Source organism: Streptococcus oralis subsp. oralis (genome assembly GCF_002096455.1).
GTDB classification, from domain to species: Bacteria; Bacillota; Bacilli; order Lactobacillales; family Streptococcaceae; genus Streptococcus; species Streptococcus oralis_CY.
The window spans coordinates 288,965-310,493 of record NZ_NCUL01000007.1; the positions used below are offsets into that span (position 1 = coordinate 288,965).

The following is a 21,529-nucleotide window of genomic DNA, read 5'->3' on the forward strand; positions in this document are numbered from 1 at the left end:
TTGACGATGAAAAATATGACAAGTCTCATGAAAGTGGAAATCATTCTGATGAAACGGCAAGCAGTCTACTACTTGCTATCCATCGGACTTCCAAGTGTGTTTTACCTTATCTTTTCTGGTATGATGTCAGGGTCAGATATTCCAGAAATTGCTCTTCAAGCCTATCTTTTTGCCATGACGCTCTTTAGTATCATGTCAAGTGCTTTTTTCAGTATCCCAAGCACACTCGAATCCGACAAGACGAACAACTGGCAAAAATTGATTCAACATTCTCCCGTATCTATGGTAGAATATTATGTATCAAAACTGTTCAGCACTCTGCTTACTTTCTTGTTATCAATTACAGTTGTCTTTTCAGTTGGTCATTTTGTCCGCGGAGTGACGCTACCTTGGCTTGACTGGTTGGTAATTGGTGCTATTTTGCTGGTCGGAAGTGTGGTCTTTATCAGTATGGGTGTCTTGGTGAGCTTGCTTCCCAGTGCTCAACTGATGACGGTTGTTGGAAATATTGCCTATATTGCTTTGGCTGTCCTAGGTGGACTCTGGTTCCCCTTGGATTCCTTCCCAGAATGGCTCCAATCTATTGGAAAGCTGACTCCAACCTATCAACTGATGCAGGTTGTCTCGACTTATTTGGAGCATCACGAGTTTAACATTCTTGCTGCCTTGGTTGTACTAGGTTATACAGTTTTCTTTGGTGTATTGGTCATTCAACTGAAAAAACGGATTGAGGTAAAATAAATCTATGTTGGAAAAATTTAAAAACATTCATTATATGTTTCATATTTCAATAGTGTTTATCATCTTTCCTATAGCGGGTGTCATCGTTGGAGATTACCCGCTTTTAACCTTGTTCTGGACCCTACTATTTGTCCTTGCCTTCTACTCGGTTTTAATCAGTCAGAATCGCACTGTGCAGTGGCTGGCTTGGTGGGTCATGCTTGCCTACATTTTTTATACATCTGTTTGGCTAAGTTCGGGTTTCACATGGTTTATCTTTTATTTATCCAACCTCCTTATTTATGAGCTGGATGAGATTTCTTTTCACTCTTGGCGTTTTGTCAGTTTTGTTGTCTTGCAACCGTTCATTCTGACCGGAATCTATATGGTCAATCATGTTAGTCCCTGGGAACTGCTCTTTTTCTTAGTTACCTTTGTCTTTTCGGATGCACTGACCTTTGGTCTTTATCGAATTCGAGTGTCAGAAGAAATAAAAGAAGAAAAGATGAAACAAAATGCCAAGCTCAATCTTTTCTTGGCTGAAAACGAACGCAGTCGTATCGGTCAGGATCTTCATGACAGTCTAGGCCATACCTTTGCCATGTTGAGTGTGAAGACGGACCTTGCCCTACAACTTCTTCAAATGCAGGCCTATCCACAGGTGGAAAAGGAATTAAGAGAAATACAGCAAATTAGCAAAGAATCAATGCGTGAAGTTCGTACAATTATCGAAAATCTTAAAACAAGAACCCTTGCTTCCGAATTTGCGACTGTTAAAAAAATGCTGGAAATTGCAGGAATTGAGACAGAAATCAATCACCAACTAGATACAGCTAGCCTAACTCAGGAATTAGAATCAACGGCCTCCATGATTTTACTTGAGTTAGTGACCAATATCATCAAACATGCCAAAGCATCCAAAGCTTACTTGAAATTAGAACGAACAGAGAAAGAACTCATTCTAACAGTGAGAGATGATGGCTGTGGCTTTGCTTCTCTAAAAGGGGATGAACTCCATACTGCTCGAGACCGTGTCCTTCCTTTTTCAGGAGAAGTAAAGGTGATCAGTCAGAAACATCCGACTGAAGTGCAGGTTCGGCTACCTTATAAGGAGAGAAACTAAGATGAAATTACTTGTTGCAGAAGATCAAAGTATGTTGCGAGATGCTATGTGCCAGTTGCTTGCCTTTCAACCAGATGTAGATTCTGTCCTACAAGCCAAGGATGGCCAAGAAGCAATCCAACTTTTAGAAAAAGAGTCTGTCGATATCGCCATTCTTGACGTAGAAATGCCTGTTAAGACAGGCCTCGAAGTCTTGGAGTGGATACGAGCAGAAAAGCTAGAAACAAAGGTGGTTGTGGTGACAACCTTCAAGCGCCCTGGCTATTTTGAACGCGCGATTAAGGCTGGAGTGGATGCCTATGTCTTGAAAGAAAGAAGCATTGCAGACCTCATGCAAACCTTGCACACTGTTCTCGAAGGACGCAAGGAATATTCGCCTGAATTGATGGAAGTGGTGATGACGCACCCCAATCCGTTGACAGAACAAGAGATTGCTGTCTTAAAGGGAATCGCTCAGGGTTTATCCAACCAAGAAATTGCAGACCAACTCTATCTATCAAACGGAACCGTCCGAAACTATGTCACAAATATTCTTTCGAAACTAGATGCTGGTAATCGAACAGAGGCAGCTAACATTGCAAAAGAATCTGGTTGGCTTTGATAAGAAGGGTTAAAAAATTCCGAAACGATAACTTGAATCGAAGGAAATCCATACTAGAAAGGAGGAGGCAAATTGCCTCCTTTTCTGGTTTAGAAAAGCGGTGAAAGCTAGTGTCAAAGAGTTAAAAGATCAGAATAAAAATGAAAAATATCTTGACAATGAAGGAAAAATTGTGTTACAATAATAGACGGTACTTTTTACTTTTGGTCTCTCAAAAGTGTACAGGGACGTGCTGACAAATGTTGCAAAAGTACACACAGATGGTAGCTGTCACCAAGTGTATCATCACCAAAAATAAAAAAACACAGGAGAATGTAGATGCCTACAATTAACCAATTGGTTCGCAAACCGCGTAAATCAAAAGTAGAAAAATCTAAATCACCAGCTTTGAACGTTGGTTACAACAGTCATAAAAAAGTTCAAACAAACGTTTCTTCACCACAAAAACGTGGTGTTGCAACTCGTGTGGGAACAATGACACCTAAAAAACCTAACTCTGCCCTTCGTAAATTCGCTCGTGTACGTTTGAGCAACCTTATCGAAGTTACTGCCTACATCCCAGGTATCGGACACAACTTGCAAGAGCACAGCGTGGTGCTTCTTCGTGGTGGACGTGTAAAAGACCTTCCAGGGGTACGTTACCATATCGTCCGTGGTGCACTTGATACTGCAGGTGTTAACGATCGTAAACAAGGCCGTTCTAAATACGGTACTAAACGTCCAAAAGCATAAGGAAAGGGGATAAAGAGAAATGAGTCGTAAAAATAGAGCTCCAAAACGTGACGTATTGCCAGATCCGCTTTACAATTCACAACTAGTTACTCGTCTTATCAACCGCGTTATGCTTGATGGTAAACGTGGTACAGCTGCTTCAATCGTTTACGGTGCTTTTGAGCAAATCAAAGAAGCTACTGGTAACGATGCACTTGAAGTATTTGAAACAGCAATGGAAAACATCATGCCTGTACTTGAAGTACGTGCACGTCGTGTTGGTGGATCTAACTACCAAGTCCCAGTTGAAGTTCGTCCAGAACGTCGTACAACACTTGGACTTCGTTGGTTGGTAACCATCGCTCGCCTTCGTGGTGAACACACAATGCAAGACCGTCTTGCAAAAGAAATCTTGGATGCTGCTAACAACACTGGTGCAGCAGTTAAGAAACGTGAAGACACTCACCGTATGGCTGAAGCTAACCGTGCCTTCGCACACTTCCGTTGGTAATAAAATGATACTAAGAGCGGCAAAGGCCCAAGGCAAAAATAGGAAACTGGTGCAGTGTTCCGTGAACACAAAGCAGTTTATCTTTTTTGCACCGGGCCTCGCTCGGGTTCAAATCAGTTAACTTGAGCTTTTAGCCCGAGTTCAATTCAACTTGTCTACAAGTTGAAACCAACAAAAACAAGATAAACATTGAGAACGGGTAGGTCCTGCCTATCCGTTTTTATTAAAATCGTGTTATAATAGAATAGAAATTAAAATAAATAGGAGAAACAAACCTCATGGCACGCGAATTTTCACTTGAAAAAACTCGTAATATCGGTATCATGGCTCACGTCGATGCCGGTAAAACAACAACTACTGAGCGTATTCTTTACTACACTGGTAAAATCCACAAAATCGGTGAAACTCACGAAGGTGCGTCACAAATGGACTGGATGGAGCAAGAGCAAGAACGTGGTATCACTATCACATCTGCTGCGACAACAGCTCAATGGAACAACCACCGCGTAAACATCATCGACACACCAGGACACGTGGACTTCACAATCGAAGTACAACGTTCTCTTCGTGTATTGGACGGTGCGGTTACTGTTCTTGACTCACAATCAGGTGTTGAGCCTCAAACTGAAACAGTTTGGCGTCAAGCAACTGAGTACGGAGTTCCACGTATCGTATTTGCCAACAAAATGGACAAAATCGGTGCTGACTTCCTTTACTCAGTAAGCACACTTCACGACCGTCTTCAAGCAAACGCACACCCAATCCAATTGCCAATCGGTGCTGAAGATGACTTCCGCGGTATCATCGACTTGATCAAGATGAAAGCTGAAATCTATACTAACGACCTTGGTACAGATATCCTTGAAGAAGATATTCCAGCTGAATACCTTGACCAAGCTCAAGAATACCGTGAAAAATTGGTTGAAGCAGTCGCTGAAACTGATGAAGACTTGATGATGAAATACCTTGAAGGTGAAGAAATCACTAACGAAGAATTGAAAGCTGCTATCCGTAAAGCAACTATCAACGTTGAATTCTTCCCAGTATTGTGTGGTTCTGCCTTCAAGAACAAAGGTGTTCAATTGATGCTTGATGCGGTTATTGACTACCTTCCAAGCCCACTTGATATCCCAGCAATCAAAGGTATCAACCCAGATACAGACGAAGAAGAAACTCGTCCAGCATCTGACGAAGAGCCATTTGCAGCTCTTGCCTTCAAGATCATGACGGACCCATTCGTAGGTCGTTTGACATTCTTCCGTGTATACTCAGGTGTTCTCCAATCAGGTTCTTACGTATTGAACACTTCTAAAGGTAAACGTGAACGTATCGGACGTATCCTTCAAATGCACGCTAACAGCCGTCAAGAAATTGACACTGTTTACTCAGGTGATATCGCTGCTGCCGTTGGTTTGAAAGATACTACAACTGGTGACTCATTGACAGATGAAAAAGCTAAAATCATCCTTGAGTCAATCAACGTTCCGGAACCAGTTATCCAATTGATGGTTGAGCCAAAATCTAAAGCTGACCAAGACAAGATGGGTATCGCACTTCAAAAATTGGCTGAAGAAGATCCAACATTCCGCGTTGAAACAAACGTTGAAACTGGTGAAACAGTTATCTCTGGTATGGGTGAGCTTCACCTTGATGTCCTTGTTGACCGTATGCGTCGTGAGTTCAAAGTGGAAGCGAACGTAGGTGCTCCTCAAGTATCTTACCGTGAAACATTCCGCGCTTCTACTCAAGCACGTGGATTCTTCAAACGTCAGTCTGGTGGTAAAGGTCAATTCGGTGATGTATGGATTGAATTTACTCCAAACGAAGAAGGTAAAGGATTCGAATTCGAAAACGCAATCGTCGGTGGTGTGGTTCCTCGTGAATTTATCCCAGCGGTTGAAAAAGGTTTGGTAGAATCTATGGCTAACGGTGTTCTTGCAGGTTACCCAATGGTTGACGTTAAAGCTAAGCTTTACGATGGTTCATACCACGATGTCGACTCATCTGAAACTGCCTTCAAGATCGCGGCTTCACTTGCCCTTAAAGAAGCTGCTAAATCAGCACAACCAGCTATCCTTGAACCAATGATGCTTGTAACCATCACTGTTCCAGAAGAAAACCTTGGTGATGTTATGGGTCACGTAACTGCTCGTCGTGGACGTGTAGATGGTATGGAAGCACACGGTAACAGCCAAATCGTTCGTGCTTACGTTCCACTTGCTGAAATGTTCGGTTACGCAACAGTTCTTCGTTCTGCATCTCAAGGACGTGGTACATTCATGATGGTATTTGACCACTACGAAGATGTACCTAAGTCAGTACAAGAAGAAATCATTAAGAAAAACAAAGGTGAAGACTAATCAGTCCTCACTCTAGAAGGAAGTCACTTAGTGGCTTCCTTTTTTTGTCTTTAACTATTCATTTTTGCTGAATATAGTATACACATTTGGTCGCTAAGTGAGAAAGATACTAATTCTATCCAGAAAGAAAATATTCTAATTTGATAAATTAAAGTAAATAAAGGTTCCTAATTCCGTAGAAAAGTTAATAAAAATGAGGAAAAGATTCATAAATACACTTTTAGATAGAAAATTCAGAAAATTGACTCTTTTGCCTTGAAAATTTTTGAAAAAATGGTATGATAGTAACAAGCTATTTTTTTAAGAGAAGAGAAAGGGGAACAATGGAGAAAATCAGTTTAGAATCTCCTAAGACGGGGTCGGACCTAGTTTTGGAAACACTTCGGGACTTAGGGATTGATACCATTTTTGGTTATCCTGGTGGTGCAGTCTTACCTTTGTATGATGCGATATACAATTTTAAAGGTATTCGCCACATCTTAGGACGCCATGAGCAAGGTTGTTTGCACGAAGCTGAAGGATATGCCAAATCAACTGGAAAGTTGGGCGTTGCCGTCGTCACGAGTGGGCCGGGAGCAACAAATGCCATTACAGGGATTGCAGATGCCATGAGCGATAGCGTTCCCCTTTTGGTCTTTACAGGTCAGGTTGCGCGAGCTGGGATTGGGAAAGATGCCTTTCAGGAAGCAGACATCGTGGGGATTACCATGCCCATTACCAAATACAATTACCAAGTTCGTGAGACAGCAGATATTCCTCGTATCATTACGGAAGCTGTCCATATCGCAACGACTGGTCGTCCAGGTCCTGTTGTGATTGACTTGCCCAAGGATGTATCAGCTCTAGAGACAGATTTCATCTATTCACCAGAGGTGAATTTACCAAGTTACCAACCGACGCTTGATCCGAATGACATGCAAATCAAGAAAATCTTGAAGCAATTGTCTAAGGCTAAGAAACCTGTTTTGTTAGCAGGCGGTGGTATCAGCTATGCGGAAGCTTCTAAGGAGCTCAATGAATTTGCTGAACGTTACCAAATTCCAGTAGTCACTAGTCTTTTGGGGCAAGGAACCATTGCAACGAGTCATCCGCTCTTCCTGGGGATGGGAGGCATGCACGGTTCTTTCGCAGCCAACATTGCAATGACGGAAGCGGACTTTATGATTAGTATTGGTTGCCGTTTCGATGACCGCTTGACTGGTAACCCTAAGACCTTCGCGAAGAATGCTAAGGTTGCCCATATCGACATTGACCCAGCTGAGATTGGTAAGATTATCAGTGCAGATATTCCTGTAGTGGGGGATGCTAAGAAAGCCTTGCAGATGCTACTGGCAGAACCAACTGTTCATAACAATACTGAAAAGTGGATTGAAAAAGTCACCAAGGACAAGAATCGAGTTCGTTCTTATGATAAGAAAGAACGTGTGGTTCAACCTCAGGCCGTTATTGAACGCATCGGTGAGTTGACAAATGGGGATGCCATTGTTGTCACAGACGTAGGGCAACACCAAATGTGGACAGCTCAGTATTATCCTTACCAAAATGAGCGTCAGTTAGTCACTTCAGGTGGTTTGGGTACCATGGGATTCGGAGTTCCTGCAGCTATCGGAGCCAAGATTGCCAATCCAGAAAAAGAAGTCATCCTTTTTGTCGGTGATGGTGGTTTCCAAATGACCAACCAAGAGCTAGCGATCCTAAATATCTACAAGGTACCGATTAAGGTTGTCATGTTGAATAACCACTCACTAGGAATGGTTCGTCAGTGGCAGGAATCCTTCTATGAGGGTAGAACTTCAGAGTCAGTCTTTGATACACTTCCTGACTTCCAGCTGATGGCACAGGCCTACGGCATCAAAAATTATAAATTTGACAATCCAGAAACTATAGAAAAAGATCTAGAGGCTATTCTGGAGGATGTGCCCATGTTTATCGAGGTGGATATTTCTCGTAAGGAACAGGTCTTACCGATGGTACCAGCTGGTAAGAGCAATCATGAGATGTTGGGGGTGAAGTTCCATGCGTAGAATGTTAACAGCTAGATTGCAAAACCGTTCAGGAGTTTTGAATCGTTTTACAGGTGTCCTTTCTCGTCGTCAAGTCAATATTGAGAGTATCTCAGTTGGTGCGACAGAGAATCCCAATGTATCTCGCATCACCATCATTATTGATGTAGCTTCACATGATGAAGTAGAGCAAATCATTAAACAACTCAATCGTCAGATTGATGTAATTCGCATTCGTGATATCACAGATAAACCACACTTGGAAAGAGAAGTGATCTTGGTAAAAGTATCTGCTCCTGCTGAGAAGCGTGCAGAAATCTTGGCCATTATCCAACCTTTCCGTGCAACGGTAGTAGATGTGGCTCCAAGCTCAATCACCATCCAGATGACGGGAAATGCTGAGAAGAGTGAAGCTTTATTACGAGTGATTCGACCATATGGTATTAAAAATATCGCTCGTACGGGTGCAACTGGATTTACCCGCGACTAATACTCTTAGTATAAAATCCAGCATAAATTTGTTAAACCAGCCTATAAGGCAATAAAAATAGAAAAGAGAGAAAAACTATGGCAGTTCAAATGGAATACGAAAAAGATGTTAAAGTAGCAGCGCTTGACGGTAAAAAAATCGCCGTAATCGGTTATGGTTCACAAGGACATGCGCATGCGCAAAACTTGCGTGATTCAGGTCGTGATGTCATCATCGGTGTGCGTCCAGGTAAATCTTTTGACAAAGCAAAAGAAGACGGATTTGACACTTACACAGTAGCAGAAGCAACTAAATTGGCTGACGTTATCATGATCTTGGCACCAGACGAAATCCAACAAGAATTGTACGAAGCAGAAATCGCTCCAAACTTGGAAGCTGGAAATGCAGTTGGATTTGCCCATGGTTTCAATATCCACTTTGAATTTATCAAAGTTCCTGCAGATGTAGATGTCTTCATGTGTGCTCCTAAAGGACCAGGACACTTGGTACGTCGTACTTATGAAGAAGGATTTGGTGTGCCAGCTCTTTACGCAGTTTACCAAGATGCAACTGGAAATGCGAAAAACATTGCTATGGACTGGTGTAAAGGTGTTGGGGCTGCTCGTGTTGGTTTGCTTGAAACAACTTACAAAGAAGAAACTGAAGAAGATTTGTTTGGTGAACAAGCCGTACTTTGTGGTGGTTTGACTGCCCTTATCGAAGCAGGTTTTGAAGTCTTGACAGAAGCAGGCTATGCCCCAGAATTGGCTTACTTTGAAGTTCTTCATGAAATGAAATTGATCGTTGACTTGATCTATGAAGGTGGATTCAAGAAAATGCGTCAATCTATTTCAAACACTGCTGAATACGGTGACTATGTATCAGGTCCACGTGTGATTACTGAGCAAGTGAAAGAAAACATGAAAGCTGTTTTGGCAGATATCCAAAATGGTACATTTGCCAACGACTTTGTGAATGACTACAAGGCTGGTCGTCCAAAATTAACTGCTTACCGTGAACAAGCAGCTAACCTTGAAATCGAAAAAGTTGGTGCAGAATTGCGTAAAGCAATGCCTTTCGTTGGTAAAAACGACGACGACGCATTCAAAATCTACAATTAATTCTTGTAAAGAGAGACAGAAGGCGAGTTGGGGGTACCTAACTCGTTTTTTATCTTGAACAGTATTTGAGGAGGAGACAATGCTAAGTGCAAAAGATGTGGTGAAAGCCCACAAAGTTTTGAGTGGTGTAGTAGTTGATACACCACTAGAATATGATCATTATTTATCCGAAAAATACCAAGCAAAGATTTATCTCAAAAAGGAGAATGCGCAACGAGTTCGCTCTTTTAAAATTCGTGGAGCCTATTATGCCATTTCTCAACTATCAAAAGAAGAACGCGAGCGTGGTGTAGTCTGTGCCTCTGCGGGAAATCATGCCCAAGGTGTCGCCTATACTTGTAATGAGATGAAGATTCCTGCAACGATCTTTATGCCCATCACAACACCGCAACAAAAGATTGGGCAAGTTCGCTTTTTCGGTGGAGAGTTCGTGACAATCAAGTTGGTTGGGGATACCTTTGATGCTTCTGCTAAGGCAGCGCAAGAATTTACATTAACAGAAAACCGGACCTTCATCGATCCTTTTGATGATGCGCATGTTCAGGCTGGTCAAGGGACTGTAGCCTATGAGATTCTTGAAGAAGCCCGTAAAGAGTCTATTGATTTTGATACAGTACTTGTACCAGTAGGTGGTGGTGGATTGATTGCCGGTGTTTCTACTTATATTAAGGAAACCAACCCGACTATCGAAGTGATTGGAGTAGAAGCCAATGGAGCTCGCTCTATGAAAGCTGCCTTTGAAGCTGGGGGACCAGTTAAACTCAAAGAAATTGATAAGTTTGCTGATGGGATAGCTGTGCAGAAGGTTGGACAATTAACCTATGAAGCGACCCGTAAGAATGTTGAAACGCTGATTGGGGTGGACGAGGGATTGATTTCCGAAACCTTGATTGATCTTTATTCCAAACAAGGTATTGTAGCAGAACCAGCCGGAGCTGCCAGCGTTGCAGCCTTGGAAGTTTTATCAGACTATATCAAAGGCAAGACGATTTGTTGTATTATTTCTGGAGGAAATAACGATATCAACCGCATGCCAGAGATGGAAGAACGTGCCTTGATTTACGATGGAATCAAGCATTACTTTGTAGTGAATTTCCCACAACGTCCAGGAGCTCTACGAGAGTTTGTAAATGACATTTTGGGGCCAAATGATGACATCACTCGTTTTGAATATATCAAACGAGCAAGCAAGGGGACAGGGCCTGTATTGATTGGGGTAGCTCTTGCCAATAAGCATGACTATGCTGGATTGATCCATCGAATGGAAAAGTTTGACCCATCTTATATTAATTTGAATGGGAACGAAACGTTGTATAATATGCTAGTTTAAGCTAAAATAAAATTATTATCATATTATTTGCGTAATGGTAATGATGGTGCTATAATGAGGGTGATGAAAGGGGGAGATTCCCATGGTTTTACAAATTTTACTTGTTTTATTGTTTTTAGTGGTGATTGCATCAGTGATTATGGTTAGTTCTGTGTATGTGGTTCGACAACAATCTGTCGCTATCATAGAACGCTTTGGTAAATACCAAAAGTTGAGCAATAGTGGTATTCATTTACGAGCTCCTTTTGGGATTGATAGGATTGCAGCAAGAGTTCAACTACGCTTGTTGCAAAGTGAGATTGTTGTAGAGACAAAGACGCAAGATAATGTATTTGTAACGATGAATGTGGCAACTCAGTATCGAGTAAATGAAAACAATGTCACAGATGCTTATTATAAATTGATGCGTCCAGAAGCCCAAATTAAATCCTATATTGAAGATGCTTTGCGTTCATCTGTACCAAAGCTAACCCTAGATGAGTTGTTTGAGAAGAAGGATGAAATCGCCTTAGAAGTTCAAAAACAAGTGGCTGAAGAAATGTCTACGTATGGGTATATCATTGTCAAAACGCTGATTACTAAGGTTGAACCTGATGCTGAAGTAAAACAATCAATGAATGAAATTAATGCTGCCCAACGTAAGAGAGTGGCGGCGCAAGAACTTGCTGAAGCAGATAAGATTAAAATCGTGACCGCAGCAGAAGCAGAAGCAGAAAAAGATCGCCTACATGGTGTAGGGATTGCAGAACAGCGTAAAGCAATTGTTGACGGACTAGCTGATTCTATCCAAGAGTTAAAGGGAGCCAATGTTGAGCTAACTGAAGAACAAATCATGTCTATCCTATTAACGAACCAGTATTTAGATACGTTGAATAATTTTGCAGATAAAGAGGGTAATAATACAATCTTCCTACCAGCAAATCCTAATGGAGTCGAGGACATAAGAACTCATATATTATCGGCTTTAAAAGCCAAATAAAAATATGCAGAATAATATAGTTACGACGAATATATGTTTTTTTATTGACAAACGAAATAAAAACGTATACAATTAAGTATTGTAAAGAATAATTTAGGAGAAGAACATGGCTAAGTCGAACTTTGAAAAAGTAGAAGCAGTTGTTGGCTGGGTTCGTGATAAGAAAATCACAGGCTACCGTATCTCTAAAGAAACGAATGCGCGTGAAATGTCTATCATTGCTCTAGCACAAGGACGCGCAAAAGTTAAAAATATTTCATTTGAAACAGCTCTTGGTTTAATCGATTTCTATGAAAAAAATCATGAAAAATTTGAAGATTAAACTGTGGTCACAGGCAGATTCCTGATTCGAGTCTGCCTTTTCTTTACAATTACAAACTAAAAAGACTGCATTCTTTATGCAGTCTTTGTTTATTAGCTGAGATAGCGTTGAAGAAATTCTTTTGTCCGTTCTTCTTTAGGGTTCGTGAAGAGTTCTTCTGGTTTGCCTTCTTCAGCAATGACACCCTTATCCATAAAGATGACACGGTGAGAGACATCGCGAGCGAACTCCATCTCGTGGGTTACGACGATCATGGTCAAGCCTTCTTGAGCCAAATCCTGCATAATTTTGAGAACTTCTCCGACCATTTCTGGGTCAAGGGCAGATGTTGGTTCGTCGAAGAGAATGGCATCAGGATTCATGGAGAGAGCGCGGGCGATAGCCACGCGTTGTTTTTGTCCCCCTGAGAGTTGTTTGGGCTTAGCTTGCCAGTAACGTTCTCCCATACCGACTTTTTCGAGATTCTCTTTGGCAATTTTTTCAGCTTCAGAGTGGTTGCGTTTGAGTACAGTCGTTTGGGCGACGATTGTATTTTCAAGGACATTCAGATTTTCAAAGAGATTGAAAGATTGGAAAACCATACCGAGTTTTTCACGATAATGGGTGAGGTTATAGCCTTTTTCTAAGACATTTTCTCCTCGATAGAGAATCTCTCCCTCTGTAGGTGTTTCTAGTAAATTAATCGAACGAAGGAAGGTTGATTTTCCGCTTCCTGAGCTCCCGATGATGGAAATAACCTCTCCTTTATGGACGGCGAGAGAAATGTCTTTTAGCACTTCGTTTTGCCCATAGGATTTTTTGAGGTGTTTGATTTCAAGGATTGGTTGTGTCATTTTTTCAAATCCTCCGTTTGCATTTGGTTAGCACCTGTAGTGTAAGTATCCATGTCCATACGACGTTCGATGAAGCGTAGGATACGGGTCACAGTAAAGGTGAGGACAAAGTAGATCACGGCGATGATGGTAAAGGTCTGGAAGTATTGATAGGTTTGTGTTGCTACAGTATTTCCTGAGAAATAAAGCTCAACAACTGAAATAACGTTCAATACAGAGGTATCTTTGATATTGATGACAAACTCATTACCAGTAGCAGGTAGAATATTACGGACAACCTGAGGTAGGACAATCTTACGCATGGTTTGATTGTGGGTCATACCGAGAGCAGTTGCAGCTTCAAACTGTCCTTTGTCAACTGCTAGAATACCACCACGAACGATCTCTGTCATGTAGGCACCCGTGTTGATTGAGACGATGAAGATAGCAGCTAGTGTGCGGTCAAGATTGATACCGAAAGCTTGGGCAGTTCCATAGTAGATAACCATGGATTGAACAATCATTGGTGTACCACGGAAGATCTCGATATAGACATTGAGAATCCAACCAACTAGTTTCTGTAGGGCGTACATTGCCTTGTTCTCAGATAGTGGAGCGGTACGGAAGACCCCGATTGCAAGTCCGATAAGGAGACCTGTGATGGTTCCGATAATGGAGATTAAGAGTGTGATACCAGCACCACGCAAGAGTTGTTGCCAGTTTTCAGAAAGGATCTTAGCAACTTGGCTAAAGAAACTACTTTCTTCCTCCGTTGTTGTAGACTCCACAGGTTGCTCTTTGATCATACGATCCATGAGGGCTACTTGTTCATCCTTAGAGATGGTTTCGATGCTCGCGTTGATTTGGCTGATGCGGCTGTCATCTTTACGAAGTCCAATGGCAATAGCTGTATCTTCTTCGCCAGTTTTGAAACCCGGTTGAGGTTGGATCATTTTGAACTTAGCGTTAGCAGACTCAGCGGTCATTGCTTCAGGTCGTTCAGAAACATAGGCATCAATAACACCAGCCTCCAGAGCTTGACGCATTTGGGCGAAGTCACCCATAGCTGTTTCTTTTTTGGCACCTGGAATTTGGGAAATCAGGTCATAAAGATAAACACCTTGTTGAGACGTGATTTTTGCTCCACTAAAGTCCTCTAAAGATTTGGCATTGGCATAGGCAGAGTCCTTTTTTACCAATAGAACCGGTTCGCTAGTATAGTAACTGCTTGAAAAAGCAATTTCTTGTTTGCGTTCAGCGGTTGGGCTCATACCGGCAATGATCATATCAATTTTGCCAGAAGTAAGGGCTGGAACAAGTCCTTCCCATTTGGTTTTCACAACCAAAGGTTCCTTACCAAGGTCTTTGGCAATCTTTTTAGCAATTTGAACATCGTAGCCGTTGGCATATTGGTTGGTACCGTCGATTTTGACGGCGCCGTTACTATCGTCGTCTTGGGTCCAGTTGAAGGGAGCGTAAGCTGCCTCCATTCCGATGCGTAAATATTCGTCGGCTTGGACTTGGCTAACTAGTCCTAAGGTAAGGGCTAGGCTAGCAAGGATAGATAAGCATAATTTTTTCATGTTTTCTCCTATTTCTAGTCTAAAAATGACTCTCTCTATTGTATCTAAAAATAGTGAGATTTTCAATACAAGTAAGCCTTTACTTATAAAAAATGATATAATGGTAAAAAGATTGAAAGGGAACCGATTATGAAAAAAAGATGGCTGTTGGCTTTGGTGTTTGCTTATTTATTATTTATACCGAGCCTGGTTTTTGCAGTAGACTTTGATATCTTGTCCTATCAGGGTGATTTGAATATTCATGCAGATAATACTGCAATTTTTAAGGAAACAATTACCTACCGCTTTGGAGATGATTATAATGGTCAGTTAGTTGGACTCGGAAAAGCTGGGAAAATGCCAGAAGGATTTGACATTGATCCCGACCCAACTGTTCAGGTCTCTAAAAATGGAAGAATTGTTCAAAATGCTTCCTTCTATACTATGGAGGAAGAGGATGGCTACAAGGTAAAAATTTACAATGCTGGATATGCCGGAGATACTGTTCGGGTAACGGTTACCTGGAAACTAACAAACCTTCTCTTCTTATATAAGGATATCGCAGAGTTAAATTGGCAACCCTTGACCGATAGTACCGGAGACATCAAAGAGATTGAGTTTAAGGTTAGCTCTGATACTCCAGCAGAAAAACTTTATTTTCATGCAGGCCAACTCCTAAGGGACTCTAGTGTTGAAAAAACAAATAATCTCTATCATGTCAAGATGAAAGATCTTCCTAGAAAGAGACAAATCGAATTACACGCATACTGGCCGAGAAGTGCTTTTGCAGGAGCTCCAGATCAAGGATTAGAGGAAGAAAGTTTAACCGATTTTAACCGGATTGAAAGCAATATAGCGACAGAAAAAGCGCAAAGTGAGATTATGATGAAATGGGTGTTCCCTGTCATTTTTATGAGTCTCTTGCTTTTAGTTCCTCTCTTCTATAGGATGTTTCGTCAGAGTACAAGCATTAAAAAGGTCTTTCCAAAAGATCACAGGCTTTATGAGCCACCGATGGATTTGCCTCCAATGGTTCTAGCAGAAGCAGTGTATTCAACTTCCTTAGAGGAAGTCAATCCCCTAAACAAATCAGGGTTTGGTAAATTTACTTTTGAACGTTTGATTCAGGCAACCTTATTGGATTTAGTCGATCGAGGTCATTTATCTATTTTTCAAGGGGATGAGGAACCTTATGTGCGCATTATCAGTGAAAAGGGGTTGTCTAATTTTGAGAAGGAATGCCTGCGCATGACTTTGTCAAATAAGAAAGAATTGGCTATTTCAGAGCTCTTCCCTGATTACCAAGTCTCCTCTTCCCTTTACCGTGGTGCCAAAGAGTCAGATGAAAAACATATCCGAGAAACAGGCTCGCGTCTCAAACGCTCCTTTGAAGGAAGACTTCAACGCATTCAGTCTTGTGTCAAGGATAAGGTCCATGTACTTCGTATTCCCAGCTATTATCGTCCCTTGACAAGCGGGGAACGCCGTCTTGCTCTCGGGATGCGAGTCTGTTCAGCCATAACAGCTCTAGGTGGACTGCTTTTCTTTTACTATAGCTGGAAAACACATGGTTTCTTTTCGATCCCATTTCTACTCTTAGGTTTGACAGGATTAGGGGCTAGTTTCTGGGTTTATCTTGCCACGCGAGGAGCCTATCGCGATGGAGTTCTAACAGAGGAAGGAGCGGAGATCTTCTATCTCTGGACGAGTTTTGAAAATATGCTTCGGGATATCGCTCATCTGGATCAAGCCGAGTTAGAGAGCATCGTCCTTTGGAACCGTCTCCTGGTCTATGCGACTCTCTTTGGTTATGCCAAGAAGGTGAGCAAGTTAATGAAAGTCCGCCATATTCAGCTTGAAAATCCAGATTTGAATCTTTATGTAGCCTATGGTTGGCACTCACAGTTCGACACCTCAACTGCACAAATCAAGCAATATACTGCTGTAGCGAATACAGCTAGCAATTACTCTGTATCTTCTGGAAGTGGAAGTTCAGGTGGAGGATTCTCAGGAGGCGGAGGCGGTGGTAGCATCGGCGCCTTCTAAAAAATCTATCGCAACATCCGAAATTATGCTATAATAGAGAACAGAAAAAGGAGTAATGTATGTATTTTATTGAAATTTTGAAGTCAATCTTTTTTGGGATTGTTGAAGGAATTACAGAATGGTTGCCCATTTCAAGTACTGGCCACTTGATCTTGGTTGAAGAATTTGTACAATATAAGGACCAAAATGAAGCCTTCATGTCTATGTTTAATGTTGTCATTCAGCTCGGCGCTATCTTAGCGGTTATGGTCATTTACTTTAACAAGCTTAATCCTTTCAAACCTGGTAAAACTAAGGTAGAAGTCCGTCGAACTTGGCAATTGTGGTCAAAAGTCTTGGTTGCAACCTTGCCTTTGCTCTTGGTTTTTAAACTAGATGATTGGTTTGATGCCAACTTCCATAACATGGTTTCAGTTGCAATCATGCTGATTATCTATGGGGTTGCCTTTATCTACCTTGAAAAACGAAATAAGGCGCAAGCCATTGAACCAACAGTAACAGAGCTAGACAAGTTGCCTTATAAAACAGCCCTTTACATTGGGCTCTTCCAAGTCCTCGCCCTCTTCCCGGGAACGAGCCGTTCAGGTGCGACTATCGTTGGTGGTTTGTTGAATGGAACAAGCCGCTCAGTCGTAACAGAGTTTACCTTCTATCTCGGAATTCCTGTTATGTTCGGAGCTAGTGCTTTAAAGATTTTCAAATTTATCAAAGCAGGTCAACTTTTGAGTTTTGGTCAACTATTCTTACTTCTTGTAGCCATGGGTGTTGCCTTTGGAGTCAGCATGGTTGCTATTCGTTTCTTGACCAGCTATGTGAAGAAACACGACTTTACACTCTTTGGGAAATACCGTATCGTACTCGGTAGTGTCTTGTTGCTCTATAGTTTTGTGCGTTTGTTTGTATAAGAAAAAAGCTTGAGGGAATTTTCCTTCAAGCTTTTTAAAATCCTGTCACTGTAATTCCTAGTAAACGGATACCTTTTTCTTTGTCAGCTAGTTCTTCGTAGAGTTGAAGGGCAGTTTGAGAAATCTGACTAGTGTCCTGTGTTGCTTGTGGGAGGCTTTTTCGTCTAGTCAGAGTGGAAAAGTCAGCATATCGTATTTTTAGGATAATGATTTTTCCAGCTTTGTCCTGCTTGCTGAGATTGTGAGCTACCTTTTCGGAGAGAAGAGTCAGCTCTTTTTTAATGTCTTCTTCTACTTGTAGGATCTTTCCGTAGGTTTTTTCCTTGCCAATGGACTTACGAATGCGATCGGACTTGACCGGTGAGTTATGAATGCCCCTTGCCTTTCGATAAAGCTCATAACCGAGTCTGCCGAACCGATCGATTAAAGTGACTTCTGAGACATCCAATAAGTCTGCACCAGTATAAATGCCCATTTCATGAAGGCGTTCAACTGTTTTTTTGCCCACGCCATGAAATTTAGCAATGTCCATTTGTTTGAGGAAGTCTTGGGCTTGATCTGGGAGAATCACTGTCAAACCATGTGGTTTTTGATAGTCACTAGCCATTTTAGCTAAGAATTTGTTATAGGAAACACCTGCAGAAGCAGTCAGGTGTAGCTCCTGCCAGATATCTTGTTGGATGAGGCGGGCTATTTTGACTGCAGACTTGATACCGAGTTTATTTTCCGTCACATCCAAGTATGCCTCGTCAATACTCATAGGTTCAATCAAATCAGTGTAGCGTTTAAAAATAGCTCGAATCTCAAGCCCCACTGCCTTATACTTTTCATAATTTCCAGAGATAAAGGCAGCTTGGGGACAGCGCTCATAAGCTTCTTTAGAGCTCATGGCCGAATGAACACCAAAAGCTCGTGCCTCGTAGCTACAGGTAGAAACGACACCACGCCCACCTGTTTGTCTGGGGTCGCTTCCAATGATAACAGGTTTGCCCTTTAACTTAGGATTATCTCTGATTTCCACCGCAGCAAAAAAGGCATCCATGTCGATATGGATGATTTTTCTGGACAAATCATTTATCAATGGAAATATGAGCATTCCAATCCCTTTCTAGTGTCATTTTCTATTTATTATACCCTTTTTTCTGAAAAAATGGGAAAGTTCAACCTGACTTTCAAAAATATAATACAGATAAGAACAAAAAAGAGACTGTATTATAAAAGAAAGCGTCTAAAATGCTGATTTTCTCTTGTTGAAATCGGTTACTGTATGGTATACTTGTCTCAAGAATGTAACAGATGACTGTTACTAGAAAAAAGAGGACATTAACATGGTTGTTAAGACAGTTGTTGAAGCACAAGATATTTTTGATAAAGCTTGGGAAGGCTTCAAAGGCGTAGATTGGAAAGAAAAAGCAAGTATTTCTCGCTTCGTTCAAGCTAACTACACACCTTACGATGGAGATGAAAGTTTCCTTGCTGGACCAACAGAACGTTCACTTCACATCAAAAAAATCGTAGAAGAAACAAAAGCACACTACGAAGAAACTCGTTTCCCAATGGACACTCGTCCAACATCTATTGCTGATATTCCTGCTGGATTTATCGACAAAGAAAATGAAGTTATCTTCGGTATCCAAAACGATGAACTCTTCAAATTGAACTTCATGCCAAAAGGTGGTATCCGTATGGCTGAAACTACTTTGAAAGAAAATGGATACGAACCAGATCCAGCTGTTCACGAAATCTTCACTAAATACGTAACAACAGTTAACGACGGTATTTTCCGTGCTTACACTTCAAACATTCGTCGTGCTCGTCACGCTCACACTGTAACTGGTCTTCCAGATGCCTACTCACGTGGACGTATCATCGGTGTTTACGCACGTCTTGCTCTTTACGGTGCAGACTACTTGATGCAAGAAAAAGTAAACGACTGGAATGCGATCAAAGAAATCGATGAAGAAACAATCCGTCTTCGTGAAGAAGTAAACCTTCAATACCAAGCATTGCAACAAGTTGTTCGCTTGGGTGACCTTTACGGAGTTGATGTCCGCAAACCAGCGATGAACACGAAAGAAGCCATCCAATGGGTTAACATCGCCTTCATGGCTGTCTGCCGTGTTATCAATGGTGCTGCTACATCTCTAGGACGTGTGCCAATCGTATTGGATATCTTTGCAGAACGTGACCTTGCTCGTGGTACATTTACTGAATCAGAAATCCAAGAGTTCGTTGATGATTTCGTTATGAAACTTCGTACAGTTAAATTTGCTCGCACAAAAGCTTATGACCAATTGTACTCAGGTGACCCAACCTTCATCACAACTTCTATGGCTGGTATGGGTAACGACGGTCGTCACCGTGTTACTAAGATGGACTACCGTTTCTTGAACACTCTTGACAACATCGGTAACTCTCCAGAGCCAAACTTGACAGTTCTTTGGACTGACAAATTGCCATACAACTTCCGTCGCTACTGTATGCATATGAGCCACAAACACTCTTCTATCCAATACGAAGGTGTAACAACAATGGCTAAAGACGGATACGGAGAAATGAGCTGTATCTCATGCTGTGTGTCACCACTTGACCCAGAAAACGAAGATCAACGTCACAACATCCAGTACTTCGGTGCTCGTGTAAACGTTCTTAAAGCCCTTCTTACTGGTTTGAACGGTGGTTACGACGATGTTCACAAAGACTACAAAGTATTTGACATCGATCCTATCCGTGACGAAGTTCTTGAATTTGAATCAGTTAAAGCGAACTTTGAAAAATCTCTTGACTGGTTGACTGACACTTACGTAGATGCTTTGAACATCATCCACTACATGACTGACAAGTACAACTACGAAGCTGTTCAAATGGCCTTCTTGCCAACTAAACAACGCGCTAACATGGGATTCGGTATCTGTGGATTCGCTAATACAGTTGATACATTGTCAGCTATCAAGTACGCTACTGTTAAACCAATCCGTGATGAAAATGGCTACATCTACGATTACGAAACAATCGGTGAATACCCACGTTGGGGTGAAGATGACCCACGTTCAAACGAATTGGCAGAATGGTTGATCGAAGCTTACACAACTCGTCTACGTAGCCACAAACTTTACAAAGACGCAGAAGCTACTGTATCACTTTTGACTATCACATCTAACGTTGCTTACTCTAAACAAACTGGTAACTCACCAGTCCACAAAGGTGTATACCTCAACGAAGATGGTTCTGTGAACTTGTCTAAACTTGAATTCTTCTCACCAGGTGCTAACCCATCTAACAAAGCTAAAGGTGGATGGTTGCAAAACTTGAACTCACTTGCTAGCCTAGACTTTGGTTACGCAGCTGACGGTATCTCATTGACAACTCAAGTTTCTCCACGTGCTCTTGGTAAGACTCGTGACGAACAAGTTGATAACTTGGTAACAATCCTTGATGGTTACTTCGAAAACGGTGGACAACACGTTAACTTGAACGTTATGGACTTGAACGATGTTTACGAAAAGATCATGTCAGGTGAAGACGTTATCGTACGTATCTCTGGATACTGTGTGAACACTAAATACCTCACTCCAGAACAAAAAACTGAATTGACACAGCGTGTCTTCCACGAAGTTCTTTCAATGGATGACGCATTGAGCTAATATTCAATTAGAATGAAAAGAAAGCCAGTCAAAATGACTGGCTTTTTACTATAATATCAAAGATTGGCCTAATTGTAGATATAATATATATTAAGTTATTTATATCAGTTTACCGATATAAATAGTTCAAAATTGAATGGCTAGGTTATAGAATGGTGCAAATACGTGTATTTTTAAGTTAATATACTTGAATAGATTGTATTGAAATGTTATAATATATCAGATAAACTCTAATTAGTAATAGAGATTGTCAGAATGGCATGTTTTAATCTCACAGGGGGATTAAAATTAGAAATTTCATATAGAAAAG

The 21,529-nt window shown here is 41.4% G+C and carries 18 protein-coding genes; 15 read left to right on the forward strand and 3 right to left on the reverse strand.

Annotated features, from left to right (window positions below; genetic code table 11):
- Positions 1–6: 6 nt before the first annotated feature.
- The 12 genes from B7720_RS03895 (at position 7) to B7720_RS03960 (ending at position 12,250) form a co-directional block, all read left to right on the forward strand.
- A complete protein-coding gene (locus B7720_RS03895) occupies positions 7–741 on the forward strand; it encodes an ABC transporter permease (protein ID WP_049484382.1) in 735 nt (244 codons plus the stop codon).
- Between the two features lie 4 nt (positions 742–745).
- A complete protein-coding gene (locus B7720_RS03900) occupies positions 746–1,843 on the forward strand; it encodes a sensor histidine kinase (RefSeq protein ID WP_084856601.1) in 1,098 nt (365 codons plus the stop codon).
- A 1-nt stretch (position 1,844) separates the two neighbouring features.
- A complete protein-coding gene (locus tag B7720_RS03905) occupies positions 1,845–2,444 on the forward strand; it encodes a response regulator transcription factor (protein WP_084856603.1) in 600 nt (199 codons plus the stop codon).
- A gap of 318 nt (positions 2,445–2,762) precedes the next feature.
- Positions 2,763–3,176: a 30S ribosomal protein S12 gene (rpsL, locus tag B7720_RS03920; protein WP_001142332.1), complete on the forward strand. Its 414-nt coding sequence runs from the start codon at positions 2,763–2,765 to the stop codon at positions 3,174–3,176.
- Positions 3,177–3,195: 19 nt separating this feature from the next.
- Positions 3,196–3,666, forward strand: coding sequence for a 30S ribosomal protein S7 (gene rpsG, locus B7720_RS03925; protein ID WP_000087873.1), 471 nt, complete (start codon positions 3,196–3,198; stop codon positions 3,664–3,666).
- Positions 3,667–3,944: 278 nt separating this feature from the next.
- Complete coding sequence (fusA, locus tag B7720_RS03930; protein ID WP_000090339.1) at positions 3,945–6,026, forward strand: elongation factor G; 2,082 nt, start codon at positions 3,945–3,947, stop codon at positions 6,024–6,026.
- A 323-nt stretch (positions 6,027–6,349) separates the two neighbouring features.
- Positions 6,350–8,050, forward strand: a complete 1,701-nt coding sequence (locus tag B7720_RS03935) for an acetolactate synthase large subunit (protein WP_000411742.1) — start codon at positions 6,350–6,352, stop codon at positions 8,048–8,050.
- Complete coding sequence (gene ilvN, locus B7720_RS03940) at positions 8,043–8,519, forward strand: acetolactate synthase small subunit (RefSeq protein ID WP_001253813.1); 477 nt, start codon at positions 8,043–8,045, stop codon at positions 8,517–8,519. The genes B7720_RS03935 and ilvN overlap by 8 nt, the downstream gene beginning before the upstream one ends.
- Positions 8,520–8,596: 77 nt before the next feature.
- Positions 8,597–9,619: a ketol-acid reductoisomerase gene (gene ilvC, locus B7720_RS03945; protein WP_000290685.1), complete on the forward strand. Its 1,023-nt coding sequence runs from the start codon at positions 8,597–8,599 to the stop codon at positions 9,617–9,619.
- A 79-nt stretch (positions 9,620–9,698) separates the two neighbouring features.
- Complete coding sequence (gene ilvA / locus B7720_RS03950; RefSeq protein WP_000947300.1) at positions 9,699–10,949, forward strand: threonine ammonia-lyase IlvA; 1,251 nt, start codon at positions 9,699–9,701, stop codon at positions 10,947–10,949.
- Positions 10,950–11,031: 82 nt separating this feature from the next.
- A complete protein-coding gene (locus B7720_RS03955) occupies positions 11,032–11,928 on the forward strand; it encodes an SPFH domain-containing protein (protein ID WP_000244062.1) in 897 nt (298 codons plus the stop codon).
- 106 nt (positions 11,929–12,034) lie between these two features.
- Positions 12,035–12,250: a capsule biosynthesis transcriptional regulator gene (locus tag B7720_RS03960; RefSeq protein WP_001130031.1), complete on the forward strand. Its 216-nt coding sequence runs from the start codon at positions 12,035–12,037 to the stop codon at positions 12,248–12,250.
- Between the two features lie 92 nt (positions 12,251–12,342).
- On the opposite strand, the gene B7720_RS03965 is transcribed toward B7720_RS03960, so the two are convergent.
- Together B7720_RS03965 and B7720_RS03970 are read right to left on the reverse strand one after the other, a co-directional pair.
- Entirely contained in the window at positions 12,343–13,083 is a 741-nt protein-coding gene (locus B7720_RS03965; RefSeq protein WP_084856605.1) for an amino acid ABC transporter ATP-binding protein, read from the reverse strand.
- On the reverse strand, positions 13,080–14,645 hold the full coding sequence (locus B7720_RS03970; RefSeq protein WP_000732044.1) for an ABC transporter substrate-binding protein/permease: 1,566 nt from the start codon (positions 14,643–14,645) through the stop codon (positions 13,080–13,082). Before B7720_RS03970 ends, B7720_RS03965 begins: the two co-directional genes overlap by 4 nt.
- Before the next feature lie 129 nt (positions 14,646–14,774).
- Between B7720_RS03970 and B7720_RS03975 the strand changes: the two genes are divergently transcribed.
- Positions 14,775–16,670 carry a DUF2207 domain-containing protein gene (locus tag B7720_RS03975; protein WP_084856607.1) on the forward strand — a complete coding sequence of 632 codons (1,896 nt, stop codon included), beginning with the start codon at positions 14,775–14,777 and terminating at the stop codon, positions 16,668–16,670.
- Between the two features lie 59 nt (positions 16,671–16,729).
- On the forward strand, positions 16,730–17,575 hold the full coding sequence (locus B7720_RS03980) for an undecaprenyl-diphosphate phosphatase (protein ID WP_061407999.1): 846 nt from the start codon (positions 16,730–16,732) through the stop codon (positions 17,573–17,575).
- Positions 17,576–17,609: 34 nt separating this feature from the next.
- Here the strand turns inward: B7720_RS03980 and dinB are convergent, their stop codons facing one another.
- Complete coding sequence (gene dinB / locus B7720_RS03985) at positions 17,610–18,671, reverse strand: DNA polymerase IV (protein ID WP_084856609.1); 1,062 nt, start codon at positions 18,669–18,671, stop codon at positions 17,610–17,612.
- 232 nt (positions 18,672–18,903) lie between these two features.
- Between dinB and pflB the strand changes: the two genes are divergently transcribed.
- A complete protein-coding gene (gene pflB / locus B7720_RS03990; protein ID WP_000260621.1) occupies positions 18,904–21,219 on the forward strand; it encodes a formate C-acetyltransferase in 2,316 nt (771 codons plus the stop codon).
- The last annotated feature ends 310 nt before the right edge of the window (positions 21,220–21,529 follow it).

Excerpts from the sequence above, each read along its gene's own strand:
- B7720_RS03895 (WP_049484382.1), top strand. The coding sequence starts at position 7 with ATGAAAAATATGACAAGTCTCATGAAAGTGGAAATCATTCTGATGAAA.
- B7720_RS03900 (WP_084856601.1), top strand. The coding sequence starts at position 746 with ATGTTGGAAAAATTTAAAAACATTCATTATATGTTTCATATTTCAATA.
- B7720_RS03905 (WP_084856603.1), top strand. The coding sequence starts at position 1,845 with ATGAAATTACTTGTTGCAGAAGATCAAAGTATGTTGCGAGATGCTATG.
- rpsL (WP_001142332.1), top strand. The coding sequence starts at position 2,763 with ATGCCTACAATTAACCAATTGGTTCGCAAACCGCGTAAATCAAAAGTA.
- rpsG (WP_000087873.1), top strand. The coding sequence starts at position 3,196 with ATGAGTCGTAAAAATAGAGCTCCAAAACGTGACGTATTGCCAGATCCG.
- fusA (WP_000090339.1), top strand. The coding sequence starts at position 3,945 with ATGGCACGCGAATTTTCACTTGAAAAAACTCGTAATATCGGTATCATG.
- B7720_RS03935 (WP_000411742.1), top strand. The coding sequence starts at position 6,350 with ATGGAGAAAATCAGTTTAGAATCTCCTAAGACGGGGTCGGACCTAGTT.
- ilvN (WP_001253813.1), top strand. The coding sequence starts at position 8,043 with ATGCGTAGAATGTTAACAGCTAGATTGCAAAACCGTTCAGGAGTTTTG.
- ilvC (WP_000290685.1), top strand. The coding sequence starts at position 8,597 with ATGGCAGTTCAAATGGAATACGAAAAAGATGTTAAAGTAGCAGCGCTT.
- ilvA (WP_000947300.1), top strand. The coding sequence starts at position 9,699 with ATGCTAAGTGCAAAAGATGTGGTGAAAGCCCACAAAGTTTTGAGTGGT.
- B7720_RS03955 (WP_000244062.1), top strand. The coding sequence starts at position 11,032 with ATGGTTTTACAAATTTTACTTGTTTTATTGTTTTTAGTGGTGATTGCA.
- B7720_RS03960 (WP_001130031.1), top strand. The coding sequence starts at position 12,035 with ATGGCTAAGTCGAACTTTGAAAAAGTAGAAGCAGTTGTTGGCTGGGTT.
- B7720_RS03965 (WP_084856605.1), bottom strand. The coding sequence starts at position 13,083 with ATGACACAACCAATCCTTGAAATCAAACACCTCAAAAAATCCTATGGG.
- B7720_RS03970 (WP_000732044.1), bottom strand. The coding sequence starts at position 14,645 with ATGAAAAAATTATGCTTATCTATCCTTGCTAGCCTAGCCCTTACCTTA.
- B7720_RS03975 (WP_084856607.1), top strand. The coding sequence starts at position 14,775 with ATGAAAAAAAGATGGCTGTTGGCTTTGGTGTTTGCTTATTTATTATTT.
- B7720_RS03980 (WP_061407999.1), top strand. The coding sequence starts at position 16,730 with ATGTATTTTATTGAAATTTTGAAGTCAATCTTTTTTGGGATTGTTGAA.
- dinB (WP_084856609.1), bottom strand. The coding sequence starts at position 18,671 with ATGCTCATATTTCCATTGATAAATGATTTGTCCAGAAAAATCATCCAT.
- pflB (WP_000260621.1), top strand. The coding sequence starts at position 18,904 with ATGGTTGTTAAGACAGTTGTTGAAGCACAAGATATTTTTGATAAAGCT.